At 50.6% G+C, this 15,788-nt stretch carries 13 protein-coding genes; 7 read left to right on the top strand and 6 right to left on the bottom strand.

All coding sequences use genetic code 11. From position 1 onward, the window contains the following. Positions 1 to 5: 5 nt before the first annotated feature. Positions 6 to 1,298: a peptidylprolyl isomerase SurA gene (gene surA / locus C2M24_RS03205; protein WP_105213294.1), complete on the bottom strand. Its 1,293-nt coding sequence runs from the start codon at positions 1,296 to 1,298 to the stop codon at positions 6 to 8. Between the two features lie 13 nt (positions 1,299 to 1,311). Next, positions 1,312 to 3,630, bottom strand: a complete 2,319-nt coding sequence (gene lptD, locus C2M24_RS03200; RefSeq protein WP_233999489.1) for an LPS assembly protein LptD — start codon at positions 3,628 to 3,630, stop codon at positions 1,312 to 1,314. Positions 3,631 to 3,837: 207 nt separating this feature from the next. Between lptD and djlA the strand changes: the two genes are divergently transcribed. Next, complete coding sequence (gene djlA, locus C2M24_RS03195) at positions 3,838 to 4,674, top strand: co-chaperone DjlA (RefSeq protein WP_105213293.1); 837 nt, start codon at positions 3,838 to 3,840, stop codon at positions 4,672 to 4,674. A 63-nt stretch (positions 4,675 to 4,737) separates the two neighbouring features. On the opposite strand, the gene rluA is transcribed toward djlA, so the two are convergent. Both rluA and rapA read right to left on the bottom strand, forming a co-directional pair. Then, positions 4,738 to 5,391 (bottom strand): bifunctional tRNA pseudouridine(32) synthase/23S rRNA pseudouridine(746) synthase RluA, encoded by a 654-nt coding sequence (gene rluA / locus C2M24_RS03190; RefSeq protein ID WP_105199764.1) that lies wholly within the window; start codon positions 5,389 to 5,391, stop codon positions 4,738 to 4,740. Positions 5,392 to 5,433: 42 nt separating this feature from the next. Next, positions 5,434 to 8,325 (bottom strand): RNA polymerase-associated protein RapA, encoded by a 2,892-nt coding sequence (gene rapA, locus C2M24_RS03185; protein ID WP_105213292.1) that lies wholly within the window; start codon positions 8,323 to 8,325, stop codon positions 5,434 to 5,436. 41 nt (positions 8,326 to 8,366) lie between these two features. On the opposite strand from rapA, the gene C2M24_RS15950 reads away from it, so the two are divergent. From C2M24_RS15950 to C2M24_RS03175, 3 genes are all read left to right on the top strand, one after another. After that, the gene (locus C2M24_RS15950) at positions 8,367 to 8,534 is read left to right on the top strand and encodes a hypothetical protein (RefSeq protein ID WP_158677920.1); all 168 of its coding nucleotides are present in this window, start codon (positions 8,367 to 8,369) and stop codon (positions 8,532 to 8,534) included. Between the two features lie 113 nt (positions 8,535 to 8,647). After that, entirely contained in the window at positions 8,648 to 10,048 is a 1,401-nt protein-coding gene (locus C2M24_RS03180; RefSeq protein WP_105213291.1) for a PhoH family protein, read from the top strand. A 289-nt stretch (positions 10,049 to 10,337) separates the two neighbouring features. Beyond that, positions 10,338 to 11,240 (top strand): diguanylate cyclase, encoded by a 903-nt coding sequence (locus tag C2M24_RS03175; protein ID WP_105199586.1) that lies wholly within the window; start codon positions 10,338 to 10,340, stop codon positions 11,238 to 11,240. Positions 11,241 to 11,283: 43 nt separating this feature from the next. Here the strand turns inward: C2M24_RS03175 and C2M24_RS03170 are convergent, their stop codons facing one another. Both C2M24_RS03170 and C2M24_RS03165 read right to left on the bottom strand, forming a co-directional pair. Then, positions 11,284 to 11,661 carry a DUF3192 domain-containing protein gene (locus tag C2M24_RS03170; RefSeq protein WP_105213290.1) on the bottom strand — a complete coding sequence of 126 codons (378 nt, stop codon included), beginning with the start codon at positions 11,659 to 11,661 and terminating at the stop codon, positions 11,284 to 11,286. Positions 11,662 to 11,797: 136 nt separating this feature from the next. Next, positions 11,798 to 12,742 (bottom strand): D-2-hydroxyacid dehydrogenase, encoded by a 945-nt coding sequence (locus C2M24_RS03165; protein ID WP_105213289.1) that lies wholly within the window; start codon positions 12,740 to 12,742, stop codon positions 11,798 to 11,800. A 136-nt stretch (positions 12,743 to 12,878) separates the two neighbouring features. Here C2M24_RS03165 and zntR point away from each other — a divergent pair, with 136 nt between their 5' ends. The 3 genes from zntR (at position 12,879) to C2M24_RS03150 (ending at position 15,669) form a co-directional block, all read left to right on the top strand. Next, a complete protein-coding gene (gene zntR, locus C2M24_RS03160; RefSeq protein ID WP_105213288.1) occupies positions 12,879 to 13,292 on the top strand; it encodes a Zn(2+)-responsive transcriptional regulator in 414 nt (137 codons plus the stop codon). Further along, positions 13,276 to 14,451 carry an SO_0444 family Cu/Zn efflux transporter gene (locus C2M24_RS03155; protein ID WP_105213287.1) on the top strand — a complete coding sequence of 392 codons (1,176 nt, stop codon included), beginning with the start codon at positions 13,276 to 13,278 and terminating at the stop codon, positions 14,449 to 14,451. The genes zntR and C2M24_RS03155 overlap by 17 nt, the downstream gene beginning before the upstream one ends. Positions 14,452 to 14,550: 99 nt before the next feature. Continuing rightward, positions 14,551 to 15,669 carry a 1-acyl-sn-glycerol-3-phosphate acyltransferase gene (locus C2M24_RS03150; RefSeq protein WP_105199591.1) on the top strand — a complete coding sequence of 373 codons (1,119 nt, stop codon included), beginning with the start codon at positions 14,551 to 14,553 and terminating at the stop codon, positions 15,667 to 15,669. The last annotated feature ends 119 nt before the right edge of the window (positions 15,670 to 15,788 follow it).

Below are 15,788 nucleotides of genomic sequence, written 5' to 3'. Positions count from 1 at the left end.
GGCCCTTATTCCTCTACGAAAATATCAATATGTGCTTGTTCGCGAATTTCCTGTTGGAAAGCAAAGCTTTCTTCTTTGAATTTGCGGTTGTACAGCAATTGTTGGGCGCGGTTTTTCTTGGCCAGGTCGGTTTTATCGGCAACGCGCTTATCTAGCAGTTGCACTATATGCCAGCCGAAAGTAGAGCGGAATGGTTCACTGATCTCGTTCTTATCCAATGCCATCAGGGTGTCGCGGAAAGCCGGAACATAGGTGGTTGGATCGGTCCAGTCGTACTCACCGCCTTTAAGTGCTGAGCCTGGATCTTCCGAGTATTCTTTGGCTAGTGCAGCAAAGTCAGCCTCACCGGCGCGCAGGTCTTCAACAAAACCGGCCAGCATAGAGCGGGCTTTTTCTTCGCTCAGGATGATAGATGGCTTTAACAGGATGTGACGCGAGCGAACCTCAACGGTTTCCACAACCTGGCGGCCGCGTACGTCTTGTACCTTGATGATGTGGAAACCGGCGCCACTGCGCAGTGGACCTATGATATCGTCTTTCTTCTTGCCCTTCACCGCTTCTGCAAACAGTGATGGCATTTCGTTGGTGCCCATCCAACCCAACTGACCACCTTCAAGGGCTTTTGAGCCGCTTGATGAGGCGATGGCGATGCGCTTGAATTCCTGGCCATCGTTAAGCATATCGATAACCTTGGTAGCACGCTCCTGGGCGCTGGCAATGTCTTCGGCGGTGGCGCCGCTGGGAATGTCGATCAGGATATGGCCGATGTCATACTCTTCCGCATTACCACCTTGTTGATCCATGATTTTCAACAAGTTGTCAATTTCTTGCAGGCTGATATAAATACGGCGGTCAACATTGGCACGCATCACCTGTTGCGTGGTGATTTCTTTACGCATATCTTCACGGAACTGTTGGAAGCTCTCTCCTGAGGCTTCGATAGAAGCGCGCATATCGGCTATGGTGCCGCCTTGCTCGCGAGCCATATTGGCTAGGGTTTGATCAAGCTGACCGTCGGAAATTTCCATACCCATGCGTTCGCCAAGTTGCAGCAGCAGAGCTTGGTCAATCAAACGTTCAATGGCTTGTACGCGCAGCGCGTCGTCGCTTGGCAGCTCCTGGCCACTGGTTTTAGCCTGGCTTTTAACACGGTTGATAATGGCGTCAACTTCACTTTGTAAAATGACCCCTTCATTGACTGTGCCGACCACCTGATCGATCAGCTGTGGTTTGGCAATAGCACCTTGGCTGAGGCCGAGGGCGAGAATACTGGTTGCTAAAAAACTTCTAAAATTCATAGTTGTTATTGCTTTATTTAGTAAGGAAGTAGGGGCGACGGTAGCCAAAAATGCCTTCTTTAAGTATTTCTTGCGCATCATAACTGCTTTTGCCTCCGAGTCCCTTAAGGACAAATTTGATGCCGATCCCCGAGTCGAAGACCGCTTGCTCTTGGTTAATACTTTGATTCAAGTCTGTTTCGATTTGTCTGTGTCCGGTAACCTGCACCGCCCAACAACAGGACTCGTACTGTACTCCAGTGTATACCTCGATGCTACGTCCGGCGTCGAGATCGCGGTGGTAGCTGGCAACGAATTGCCAATTATCGTCGATGGGCACACTGGTAAACATGCCAACTTGCTCAATTGTATTCCCTGAGACATCGTTTGCATAGCGATGGTTCAATTGCATCAGTTCATTGTCGTCACCCTTATAGTCTAAGGTCAGATGCGATTGAATCATTTGACTGCCATCAATGTCGTATTGGATGCCACCGGATAGATACCAACGGCGATGCCAGTGCCACATGGCTTCACTGGCAAACAGGGAGTCGTAGCTGGTGTCATCGGCAAAATCCTGAGCCGTGGGTTTGGCGGAGTCCGACAAATAGAAGATTTGACCGGCGCTTAAGTTAAACACCTCTTCATTTTTACCATCGAACACTCGGGTAGTGGCACCTAAGGTGATCTGGTTCGCAGCCGCAATGCGGTCAACGCCGGAAAAGCGACGGTCGCGGAACAGGCCGAAAAAGTCATCCTGCAGCTTGGTGGTGTCGAACAGGCCGATATTGTTCTGATCCTTGTTCGGAGTATAAAGATACTGAATTTGCGGCTCTAATGTCTGAATGCCGTTATCAACGAACAAGCTGGTGTCGCGTTCAAAATTCAGCTGGCTATACAGGCGCACCTTGGGCAAGGTGCGATGCACGGTTTCCTCAAAGTCGGTGTCGGCCAAGTCCCCTTGCTGATCATAATAGGTATGCAAGAGGCTGAATTCAGACAAGAAGGACCAGGCATAACGGTCTTCGCTAAAGCTCAGTTTGGGCTCTATATGCAGACGTGTTGCCTCGTCTATTATTCGGGTGCTGTTGCGGAAATGGCTGATCTCGCCATTGATGCTGGCGTCAAACCAACCCAATTGATAGGCCTGAGTCTGGCTAAAGCCAATGCGCGGCAGGGCGGTATAAGACTCTAAGTGATCGCCCAGTACTTCATAATCCTGAATCTGGATATCGGTGCGCCAGCGCTCTCCCAAATGAGTCAGAATACCGGAACGCGCCAGGTGAGTATCTGTTTTGCTGGCGTAGTTGGAGCCTAAGTCTGTGAGATAGTTATCGTCACTGACGTTAGTGATATCAACTCCGGCACGCCACTGGTCGTTGAAGTAGCTTTGCTGCTGCCAATGATAGATATAGCGATTACCCAGCTCGCGCTCGGTTTTATCCGAGTCCAGATATTCCAGACCAAGCATGCCCTGGCTGGTCTCGGTGAGATAACGAAATTCCGATTGCAGCTGCAAACCCTTTTTCGACATATAACGGGGCGTCAAAGTCAGGTCGTAATTCGGCGCCAGGTTAATGTAATAAGGGGTAATGGTTTCCACACCATAACGATTCGAGCTCGATAATCGCGGCGCTAGAAAGCCGGTTTTGCGCTGATCATTAATAGGGAAGGTGAAATAGGGTAAATACAAGACCGGGGTATTGTAGATTTTTAGCGTCGCCCCATGGGTTTCACCCCAGCCCTTTTGCTGCGACAAAATAATTTTATCGGCATTGATTGACCAGGTTTCATCATCCACCGGGCAGGTGGTGAAGCTGGCATTGCTTAGGGTCAGCGCTTCTTGCGAAACCTCTAATTGTTCGGCGCCACCACGGCCTTGTTGTTCGGTCAACTGGTAGTCGGCTGCCAACAACTTGATATTAGAGTCATCCAGGCTGGCATTTAAGCCACGGCTGGTAATTATGGCGACACCATCGCGATAGGTGAGTGGCCCTTGCGCATTGAGCAGACCCTGCTGCTTATCAATTAACGCCGAGCGGGCGTTAAGGGTCATGGTGCTACTGCTGATATCTACGTCGCCATCAAACTGGGCGCTGGCCTGGCCTATTAATTCGACATCATCGGCAACGATTTCAATTACCCCAAAGGGTAAATCGGGCGCCTGCCAGGGTGCTGGACGAACCGCAGCAAAACAATGGGGTATTTCCCCAGGCTCTGGTGCTGGCGCGATAAAGGCTTCACCTTCGGGAGCGGGTACCTTGGCATCCGTCGCCTGTTCCACAGCTGCTAGTGCGACGCTGGCTTGGGTTCCATATAGGGCTATTGCTATCATGCCCCATAATTTATTCATTGACTCACCTTAGCTTAGTTGCCAAAAGTACTAGAAATAAGCATGACATAATAAAGCAATTTTTGGCTAATTACATCTGCCAAGTACCCACAAATACGTCATTTTTCTGGCTTATATTCAGCTTAATAGATACGCCCTTGTGCTTGTTAGTTCGATGATTTTTCGTCACTATGTGGGGGCATTTTCAAATAACAAGGGTTAGCGCTAATGTGGGGTAAGGTGCTCGGTGCCTTTTTTGGCTTTATGTTTGGCCGGTTTTTTGGCTTATTTTTGGGTCTGTTTATTGGCCACCTGTTCGACAAAAGCCTGAAACAGAATTTCGATAATGCCGGCGGCGTTGGTGGTTTCTTTAATAACGACGAAGTGTCTGAGCGCCAGGCGTTGTTTTTCTCCAGTTGCTTTGCGGTAATGGGGCATATCGCCAAATCCAATGGTCGAGTAAATGAACTGCATATTCGTGCCGCCACCGCTTTTATGGAAGAAATGGGCCTGACCGGTGAGGACAAACGCGAAGCCCAATTGGCCTTTAACACTGGTAAAGCGGATGGTTTTGCCATGAACGCTACCTTGCGTGAGTTTCGTGAGCACTTTGCCGGGCGTTTCGATCTCATCCAATTGTTTTTAGAGATTCAGATTCAAATGGCCTTTAGCGATGGCCACCTGGCGGCACAGGAAAAAACCTTACTCGAGCAGGTCGCCAAGGGGCTTGGCGTTAGCAAAACCCATTTTAGTTTTATCCTTAAACGCTATCAGGCCGAATTTGCGTTTCGCCAGCAACAGCAAAAATTTCATCAGCAACATCAGCAGCAGCGCGCTTCCGGCGGCGCCAGTAGTGGCATGAGCCGCGCTCAGGCGCTGCATATCTTGGGCTTGGAAGAAGGCGCCGATCCCTCCACGGTCAAAAAGGCCTATCGCAAGCTGATGGCACAGCACCATCCGGATAAGCTGGTCTCTCAAGGTCTCCCTGAGCATATGATGCGCTTGGCACAAAAGAAGAGTCAGGATATTCAGGCGGCCTACGAATACCTAAAAAAGGCGGCTTAATAAACCGCCTATCCCCGATCTTCAGCACTCAGGTAGTAAGGGTTAAATTATATTGGTGGCTCGTTAAAACGGGCAGGGCGCGGTAAAGGTCATGCTTTCGCCGCTGCTGGGATGATTTAGGGTCAGCCAGTGGGCATGTAATTGCAAACGCGGTGCACGGTCTTTGGCTTCAGGGTAGGCATAGAGACGGTCGCCCAAGATCACATGACCCAGGGACAGCATATGTACCCTCAGCTGGTGGCTGCGACCTGTGATCGGGGTCAGGCGCACTCGGGTATTGTTATCGCCATGTTCAAGCACCTCATAATGGGTCAGCGACGGCTTGCCCTTTTCCATATCTACCATTTGCTTGGGACGATTCGGCCAATCGCAGATCAGCGGCAGGTCCACTGAGCCCGTAGCATCCTTAAGATGGCCATCGACTATGGCGATATATTCCTTAGCGGTTTGTCTGTCCTGAAACTGCATGCTGAGATTGCGGTGCGCTTCTTTGTTCAGTGCCAGACAGATCACGCCCGAAGTGGCCATATCCAATCTATGTACGATTTTAGCGGTTGGAAATACGATATTGGCGCGACGAATTAGGCTATCGGCATGTTTTGGGTCTTTTCCCGGCACCGTCAGCAGGCCGCTGGGCTTATCAAGGATCAGCAGGTCGTCATCTTGATAGATGATCTGCAGATAGGGAAAACGTGGGGGATTGTAGTTTAAAAGCATGACCGGCCTCATAGCGTAAGGCCGGTCATTTTAATGAAATGCCTAGTGGCTGACAACGATTAAGCGAATGGCGTCGAGTTTCACCTTGGCTTTATCTATGTAGCCGTCCATTTCGGCGCGGCTGCGCTGAAAATGTTTCAGCTCTTCATCACGGATATTGGGGTTGATCTCCTTGAGGCTGGTTAGGCGCTCCAGTTCGCTATCAACGGCCTGATGCATGGCGGTTTTCGCCGTCTCACGCAATTGCTCCATTTGCGTTTGCGCCAAGGTATTGCCTTGCTCAATAAGCGGATGAATGGCGCTTTGCAGGGCATTCACCAGTTTAGAGGCGGTTTGGCGGCCAACGGCATTAAGCTGTTGGTTAAAGGCATCAAAGGCGACATTTTCCGCCAGGTTATTACCGCCTTTATCAAGCAGTACACGCACCGGAGTCGGTGGCAGGTAGCGCCCCAATTGCAGTGATTTCGGAGCCATGGCTTCGGCAATATAAATCAGCTCGACAAAATAGGTGCCCGCCGGCAGTTTCTTGTTTTTCAACAGGGCCACGGACGCGGTACCGAAATCATCGTCACAGATCATTTCCATGGCGCCTTCGACCATGGGGTGATCCCAGCTGATAAAGTGCAGATCTTCCTGCGCCAAAGCGGTATCCCGGTCAAAGGTGATGCTCATGCCTTCATCCCTGAGACTTGGGAAGTTGGCGCCCAGCATATGCTCCGAGGGTTTCAGCACTATGCTGTTTTCGCCCCTGTCTTCCTGGTTCACGCCCCAGGTATCGAACAGGTTGATCATATAGGTCGGTAGTTCAAAACTGTCATCAACCACCTTGATATCTTCTACCAGGTGCTCGGACTTACCCTGGCCGCTGGAATGCAGCTCCAACAGGCGATCGCGACCGGACTCCATTTGTGTCTTTAACTCACCGTAGCGCGAACTGACGCGTCCAACCAGCTCGCCCAGAACCTCGTCCTGATAGCTGTTATGAGCAAGCAATTGAAGTAACTCATCACCAAATTCCTGGTTAAGCATATGGCCTGTGGTGGAGGTGTGCTCAAAGGCGTTTAAGCCTTCGTGATACCAGCGCAGCAGGGTGTGCTGGGCGCTGTTTTCAAAGTAGGGCACATGAATTTTAATGTCCTGGGTTTGGCCGATACGATCCAGACGACCGATACGCTGCTCCAGCAAGTCCGGGTTTAGCGGCAGGTCGAACAGTGCCAAATGATGGGCAAACTGGAAGTTACGTCCCTCTGAGCCGATCTCAGAGCAGATCAACACCTGAGCACTGTCTTCGATATCGGCGAAGAAGGCCGCCGCGCGGTCGCGCTCGATAATGCTCATGCCTTCATGGAACACCGCCGCTTTAATGCCTTCGCGCTCGCGCAAAGCCTGCTCCAGGCTGAGTGCGGTTTCGGCCTTGGCACAGATCACCAGCATCTTTTGAGGCTTGTTGCTGTTGAGGGTGTCTATGAGCCATTGCACGCGCGGGTCAAACTGAGTCCAGCTGGCATTTTCGCCTTCGAATTCCTGGAAGATTTTTTCCGGGAACAGAGCGCGAATGGCGCTAAGCTCGATGGGGCCACCATTGCCAAGGCTGCCCATTACATTCATGGCCGTTTTATATTGGCTCGGCATGGCCATGGGATAGCTGTGCAGAAGGCGCTGCGGGTAACCACTGATGCCACTGCGGCTGTTGCGGAACAAGATGCGTCCGGTACCGTGTCTGTCCAGCAGCTGCTCTAGTATATGTTCCTTGGCCTGGGTGTCACCGGCACTAAATTGTGCCAGCAGGGCTTCCCCTTGGCTGCCAAGCAGGTTAACAAGTACTTGTTGTTGCTCGGCACTTAGTGCCTGCTCCTGCAAAATGCTGTTGGCGGCATCGGCTATCTCCTGATAATGGCGCTCCTGCTCAACAAAGGCGTCATAGTCATAGAAACGATCCGGGTCGAGTAATTTCAAACGGGCAAAGTGGCTTTGGTGGCCAAGTTGATCCGGGGTCGCGGTTAGCAAGATAAGACCGGCGATGTCCTGGCTAAGCTCTTCAATGCGCAGGTACTCTGTACTTGGCTTGTCCACCGACCAGCTGAGGTGGTGTGCTTCGTCAACCACCAGCAGATCCCAGTCGGCCAGGGTGGCTTGTTCGAACCAGCGTTTTTTCTTGGTTAGAAACTCCAGGCTGGTCAGTACCAGTTGCTCGGTTTCAAACACATTGGCGCTGTCGGCAAAGGCCTCGGCACAGCGCTCTTCGTCGAAAATGGCAAATTTCAGATTAAAGCGGCGCAGCATTTCCACTAACCACTGGTGTTGTAGGTTTTCTGGTACCACGATAAGCACGCGGGCGGCACGACCGGTTAGCAATTGCTGATGTAAGATCATCCCCGCTTCTATGGTTTTGCCCAGACCCACCTCATCGCTCAGTAAAACACGCGGGGCGAAACGCTGGCCGACTTCGCGGGCAATGTGCAACTGGTGTTCAATCAGACTGGCGCGTTGGCCGATAAGGCCCTTCAGCGGCGATTGGTCGCGGTGAAACCTGTGCTGCCAGGTGTTGTAACGCAGGGTATAGCGGTCGAAACGGTCGATTTGGCCGGCAAAAAGGCGGTCCTGCGGCTTATTGAACTTAATAAAATGGTCGAGAAAGGTTTCCTTGAGCTCGGTCGGCTCTTCATTATCAAGGCGCGTGCCCTTATAGGTATACAGGCCATCTTGCTCTATCACTTCGCTGACCGTGAGCTCCCACTCATCGGCACTGCGGATCACATCGCCGGGATTAAATAGCACTCGGGTCACCGGCGCTTCGGCCTGGGCATATACTCGGCTTTCGCCGCTGGCGGGGAATAAGATGTTAACTTGGCGTCCTTCCAATGCAACTACGGTACCTAATCCTAAATCCGACTCGGTATCACTGATCCAACGTTGACCTAAGGAAAAATTCATTACGTGCTCAATCTCGACTTTGGGTTATCTAGGCTGGGGCCATGGCGGCCCAAGCAAAAAAAGGCGGCTATATTAGCGCGCAACTTGGTGATTATCACCTGAAAACTGATAAATATTTTGGTGCTTGTTTAGAATATGTACAGCAGCAAAAGAAGGCGCTTTTTGCAAATGTAAAACACCACTTTTTCTGTACTTTTTTGCCGTCATAAAAGCGTCTTTTTATAACCATAGACTAAACTTGAAGTATGCCCTTAAGGCATAACCACCTTGTTAGTGTAGCTGTAAAGGTGCAGATATAATAAAGACAAATTAGGAACGCGCTATGGACAAAGACCGCCTCGTAAAAAGCAGTAAAATGTATGTGCTCGACACCAACGTATTACTTCACGACCCCCTTGCATTCCTCTGTTTCCAAGAACACGACGTCGTCATTCCGATGACGGTACTCGAAGAGCTAGACCATATAAAGGACCGTAAACGGGATGTCAGTCGCGATGCCCGCGTTGCCATTCGAGCCCTCGATGAAGTGTTACGTGATGCCACTCCGGAGCAAATGCTTAAAGGGGTGTTATTGCCGGAAGATAAACGTTCGTCGGAGCTGCCGCGCGGGAAGCTGATCATAGTCAATGATCACCTGTTTGCTGACAGTATTTCCGGCTTGCCGGGCAATGAAAACGACCATCGCATTATCAACTGTGCCGTGTATCTGCAAAAACAATACAGCGATGCCAAGGTGGTGCTGGTCACCAAGGACATCAATATGCGCTTAAAGGCTAAGGGCGCTGGGCTGCATTATGTTGAGGACTATCGCACCGACCAGCTGATTGATGACGTGGCACTTTTAACCTCGGGTTATAAAAAAGTGCAAGGAGACTTTTGGCAGCAGGTTGGCGAGTGTGAAACCGAGCAGCAAGGGCGCGATGCCTTGCATCATGTGTCTCGTGAGTTGGTGCCAGATGTCTTTGCCAATGAATATCTGCTTGATGAAACCGGTCACTTTGCCGCCCGGGTGGTGGAATACAACGATACCCATATCACCTTAAAGGATCTCGGCGTGGAGCGCCTGATGTCGCGCAATGCCTGGGGCGTAAAGCCGAAAAATATCTATCAGGGCATGGCCATGGATGCTTTGCTCGACCCGGACGTTGAGTTAGTGCTGCTGACCGGCCCGGCGGGTTGCGGTAAAACCATTCTAGCCTTGGCCTGCGCACTGGAAATGATCATCGAAAAAGGTGTGTACGATAAGCTGATTGTCACCCGAAACACTCCGGAAATTGCCGAGTCTATCGGTTTCCTACCGGGTACCGAAGAAGAAAAGATGGCGCCTTGGTTGGCGGCGATCACAGATTCTTTGGAGGTGTTACATAAGAGCGATGAAAACCCTATTTCCAGCCGTAACTATATTATGGAAAAGGCCAATATCCAGTTCAAGTCGGTCAACTTTATGCGCGGACGCAGTATTCAAAATGCCGTGGTGCTCTTGGATGAAAGTCAGAACTTAACGGCTTCTCAGCTCAAAACCATTATCACCCGCTGTGGTGCGGGTACTAAGCTGATTTGCTCTGGTAACCTGGCGCAAATCGACAGCAGCTATTTAACACCGCTGACCTCGGGCTTAACCTATATAGTAGAGCGCTTTAAGCACTTTGAGGGCAGCGCTACTATCAACCTTAATGGCGTGGTGCGTAGTCGCTTAGCTTCCTTTGCGGAAGAAAATCTATAGCGAACAATGCAGTACAGCGTTTATTATAGGCGCTGTACGCATTGCTTTTGCCCGCTGATCAGGTATGGTTAGCTCCAGAGCAGAGCCATGCCTGATGACCTTGTGGCATGCTAGATTAGGTAAAAGAAAACCACCTTGGTAACAAAAACTACCGTAAAAATACCAAGTAAAGCTCGCTAACCGGGTCTAAACTGGTAACAAAGGTGCGCTAAATAAATAACAAATATAGCTCAGCGACAGGCCTGTAAGGGACGGATTGCTGGGCAAGGTGAAGCAAACAGGAAGGCTCATGAAGTCAGCAAAAATTCTCATTGTCGACGGTGATGAATTAAACCAAGCGATTTTAACCAAAACCCTCACCCCTCAATACCAGGTGCATTGTGTCAATGATGCCGAGGCCATGTTTGCTTGGCTTGAGGACAACAGTGCCGATTTGATCTTACTTGATATCATGCTCCCGGGCATGGATGGTTACGAGGCGCTAAAACAGCTCAAACATGATGATAAAACTCAGCCCATTCCCGTCATTATTATCTCCGCCAGTGACTCCAGTGGCGATGAAGCCAAGGGCCTTGAGCTTGGCGCCATGGACTATATTAGCAAGCCTTTTGGCAGCGCCATTGTTCGTGCCCGAGTGAAGAATCAGCTGACCATTAAACAAAAAAATGATCTGTTGGAAATGCTGGCGAGCATAGATGGCTTAACGGAAATTCCCAATCGTCGTTATTTCGACGAACATTTTGCTCGTGAATGGCGCCGCAGTGTGCGCGCCGGATTGCCTTTGTCTGTGCTATTGATAGATATCGATTACTTTAAGCGTTACAACGACTGCTACGGTCATCAACAGGGTGATGAATGTTTGAAAAAAGTGGCTTCGGCCCTGGTCAATAATTGTCAACGCGGCAGCGATTTTATCGCCCGTTATGGTGGTGAAGAGTTTGTTGCGGTTTTGCCCGGCAGTGAAGAAGACACAGCCATGGCTTTGGCCAATAAGCTATGCAGGGTGATCCGCGAGCTTAATATTCCCCATATAGACTCACCCATTGCTGAGCACATCACCATCAGCATTGGCGCCACCACCTTTAATGGCGACAACGACGACAACTGTGAAATGGCCTTGATTGAAAATGCCGACAGGGGCATGTATCAGGCCAAGCAAGACGGGCGTAATAGCGCTGCTTTCTATGGCTAAAAAAAAGCCGCGTGGGCTTTAATCCACGCGGCTTTTTTTATCTTTATAGTTTACCGACCAGTGCCTGATAGGCGCTATCACCAATACTCACCAAACGACCAGCCTTAAATACCAAGGGTGTACATTCATTTTTGCTGATTTTGCCATCGGACTTAACGCTTTGCGTGGCATAAAACAGTACCTGATACTCTTCACCCTGATGAGCAAAGGACTCACTGAAATCCGGTGTGCCCAGGGTTTCTTTGATCACAGCAGCGCTGTTCCCTAGCTCAAGGTGGGCAATATAGTCGCGATTTTGGCGCTGTTGTTTTTGCCAGTCGCTTGATGAGCAATGGGCGTCAGCTTCACCGTCATTCACCGAAACGATACAACCACCAAGTAGAGGCAGGGCGACAAGGGCGCAAAGAAGTGCTTTTGTCATTGTTTTATCCAATTTTTGTTATCTAGTTGGCATTGAATAATCAAGTTCAATGCCAAAAATTTTACTTTATATTTTTCAATTGGTTACACGTTATTCTTTTAAGCGGGTTGGTGTTATTTCAAAAGAGTTGGCGAATTTAGCCAACCCGATTGCGAACTTCACCATTGGCATAGGCGCGAATATTTAAGGCCAGCTGGTGGATCAGCCTGTCTCTGGCCTGTTTTGATGCCCAGGCTATATGCGGTGTGAGCAGTAGGTTGTCACCCTGATAGCGAACCAAAGGATTTTCAGGGTTGGCCGGCTCTTCACTGAGCACATCTAAGGCTGCGCCGCCTAGGGTACCATCGGCCAGGGCTGTGGCCAGATCTGCTTCGTTGATAATGGGGCCGCGGGCGGTGTTGACTAAGACGGCTGTCGGTTGCATTAAGGCCAGGGTATCGCGATTTATTAACTGCTCTGTTTCGGCGTTAAGTGGGCAGTGAATGCTGACGATATCCGCCTGCGCCAGCGCTTGTTCAAAAGCGATGCGCCCGGGGCGCGGAGCTTGGCCGCGACGCTCGGCAATAAGCACCTGCATATCAAAGGCATGGGCTACCTTGGCCAAGGCCTGGCCGAGCTCACCATGGCCGATAATGGCAAGTTTTTTACCCGCCAGCTCGGCGATCTCATAATCAAGGCGGCAAAACATCTCGCTTTGTTGCCAGGCGCCTTGGCGACAGTCATCTATATACCTATGCAGGTTATTAAGCAGTAAGGAGATCAGGGTAAAGGTATGCTGCACTACGCTGGCGGTGGAATAGCCGGCAACATTACACACATCAATGCCATGCTCCTTAGCGGCAGCGATATCTATGTTATTGGTGCCGGTGGCGGCAACACAGATAAGTTTCAGCTTAGGCAAGGCCTTAAGCTGCTCGGCGCCAAGTTGCACCTTGTTGGTGATCACTACCTCGGCGTCGGCGCAGCGCGTCACTACATCTTCTGCTGATGTCAGGGGGTGGCGATGAAATTCTCCTAAGGCGGCAATTGGTGCCAGTGAGTTTGCTCCTAAGGTGTCGGCGTCTAACATGACGATGTTCATTTGTGCTCTCCAAATAGGCTATTGGCGCTAGTCTTTCATGGACCGACGTTTAGCGCAAAATTAATCCTTGACCTTAGTGTTGACTCTAAGGTTTATAATGCCTGCTAAGCAAAGAGTTTGAGGGGGAGGAGTGCAGATGCGTATAGGTGAATTGGCCAAACAGGTGGACATGAGTACGGATGCACTGCGTTATTACGAGCAGCAAGGACTATTGAGCGCGCCTCAGCGCAGCGCCAGTGGCTATCGTCAATATGGGGGTAAGCACATGGCACAATTGCGTTTTATTCGTCGTGCCAAGGATGTCGGCTTTAGCCTGGAAGAAATTGCCGAGCTGTTAAAGATAAACTTTGAAAAGGCCGAGCACAGCTGTCAGGAAGTGAAAGATCTGACCCTGAAAAAGCGTGATTTGGTGGCACAGCGGCTCGCCGAGTTACAGCGCTTTCATGCTTCGCTGTCGCAACTGGCCGAGCAATGCTGCGGCAGTAGCGCCCCGGCGCAACATTGTTCGATTCTGACCGCACTGGAGGACATAGATGGACTTAATCAGTAATTTTTGGCAGTTGTTTGTGTTGTCGGCACCTTGGCTGATGCTGGGTTTGTTGATTGCCGGAATCATCAATGTGTATTTGCCGACGCACTTTCTCAATCGTCACCTGGGTAAAGAAGGCCTCTGGACCACGGTGAAGGCGGCGCTTATCGGTGCGCCCATGCCTTTGTGCTCCTGCGGCGTGATCCCGGCGGCGGTCGGCTTAAGACGAGCGGGCGCGTCAAAAAGTGCGACAACGTCATTTTTAGTGTCGACGCCGGAAACCGGGATTGATTCCGTCTCCGTTTCTTATGCCTTATTGGGTCCCTTTATGGCGGTGATAAGACCCATAGCCGCCGTTTGCAGCGCCATTACTGCCGGTTTGCTGGTGGGGCGCGAGGGCAGTTTGGAGCCAAGCGTCACTGCAAGCTCTACACCCAAGCAAGGTGCGTGCTGCGGCTCTAATGATAAGGTGCCTGCAGTTGAGGGCCCATCGAGTTGTTGTGCCTTCGAGGTTCAGCTCAATGAGCAAAGCGGCGGTTGTTGCGCCCCTCAAACTCAGGTCACACAGGCAACATCCAGTTGCTGTAGTACCGATAAAAAGGCGTCGCAGTCAACACCGCAAGCTCAGTCATCCGCTCTTAGCAAGTTACAGCAAGCGCTGCACTTTAGTGCCACCAAGCTTTTAAGCGATACCGCCTTATGGTTGATGATAGGTCTGTTTTTTGCGGCTGTGGTGCAAACCTATGTACCTACCTCCTATTTAAGCCAATGGGGCAGTGGTATTTTGGCCATGACTGTGATGGTGCTGGTCAGCATCCCCATGTATATCTGTGCCACGGCCTCTACCCCCATTGCCGCCGGCTTGTTGTTGGCCGGAGTGTCACCCGGGGCTGTACTGGTCTTTATGCTGGCGGGACCAGCGACCAATATTGCTACCCTAGGTGTAGTGGGCAAGGAGCTGGGGCGCCGCGCGGTTGCTGCCTATCTAACCGGGGTAATAGGTGTGGCCTTGCTGTTTGGCGTGCTCACCGATTACCTGGTTGGTGAATTCGGATTTAATGTCACGCCGCTCGGTGGCCAGCATCAAGAGGTGTTACCGCCTTGGTTGGAGCAAGGCTCTGCGGTTATTCTGGCGCTGTTGCTAATACGCTTGCTGTGGCTAAAATTCAGCCGTAGGTAGGCTATCTCTCACTGGTAAGAGTTGATAAACTTAGCGAATAAATAAAGGGCGCGATACAATGAGCGCCGTTTTTTTGCCTGCAGTTAAAAGGTGAGCACCGTGGATAAGTATGCAGATATAAGACCTTACAACGATGATGAAGTGGCGGCATCCGTGGCTCGGCTGGTGGCCGATAATGCCTTTGTCGACCTTATTGCTAAGCATAATTTGCCTGCTTGGTTGGCATCAATACGTCTTATTTCGCGGCCTCTGGTGCGCCAGCAGCTACAGCGTAAATGGGGACAGGTTAACTCGGTGCAGCAAGTGCAGCTTGAAGTGGTGCACTATCTTGAGCAGATTGTAAATAACACCACGTCCAAGGTGACCTTCTCCGGCCTTGATAAGTTGGATAAAAATCAGGCCTATTTGTTTATCTCCAACCACCGCGATATTGTTCTTGATCCAGCCTTGGTGAACTTTGGCTTGCACCAGCACGATATGAATACGGTGCGTATCGCCATTGGCGATAACCTGCTGCAAATTCCTTATATCACTGAGCTAATGCGCTTGAACAAGAGCTTTATCGTTAAGCGTTCGGCCAAGGCACCGAAAGAAATGCTTAAGGCGTTGACCCAGCTGTCGGCCTATATTTACGACTCCTTGACCGAGGGGCACAGCATTTGGATTGCCCAGCGTGAAGGGCGCACCAAAGACGGTTTCGACCAAACCGATCCGGCACTGTTGAAAATGCTGCAGCTTAATGGCCGCAAGCAAAAGAAAGATTTTGCCGAATATGTGCGCGAGCTAAAAATCGTGCCGGTTTCTATCTCGTATCAGTACGAACCCTGCGCCCTGTCGAAGGCCAAGGAGCTGTATCATAAAAAGCACCATGGTGAGTATGTAAAGTCGGCAGGTGAAGACATCGAAAGCATAGTCGAGGGCTTTACCAGCGATAAGGGTCATGTACATCTGGCCTTTGGTCAGCCCATTAGCAACGACTGCAGCACTCCGGAAGATTTGGCGAAAACCATAGATAAGCAGATTGTCGAGTCTTTCTATTTGCATCCGGGCAACTACATTGCCGCCAAGCATGCCAATGCCGTGGTTGACTCAGAATCCGAAGATGTGAAGGCCTTTGCCCAGCGTATGGAAGCCATCCCTGAGCATTTGCGCGACCTGGTTACCGCCATTTACGCCAAGCCGGTTTTACGCAAAGAAGAAATGGATAACCTTGGCTAACTTTCACTGGTAATTAGGCGCCTCAGGCATTAACGTTAGAAATAGGGTTTATGCTTTGAAGTGCCTAGGGTCTGTTTATCTTTGCGGTTTACTTTATGTTCAATCTAAACGCATTCTGG

Source organism: Pseudoalteromonas sp. T1lg22 (assembly GCF_002964645.1).
Taxonomy (GTDB): Bacteria; Pseudomonadota; Gammaproteobacteria; order Enterobacterales; family Alteromonadaceae; genus Pseudoalteromonas.
Note: the sequence above shows the minus strand (reverse complement) of the source record. Positions and strands in the feature narration are given on the sequence as shown.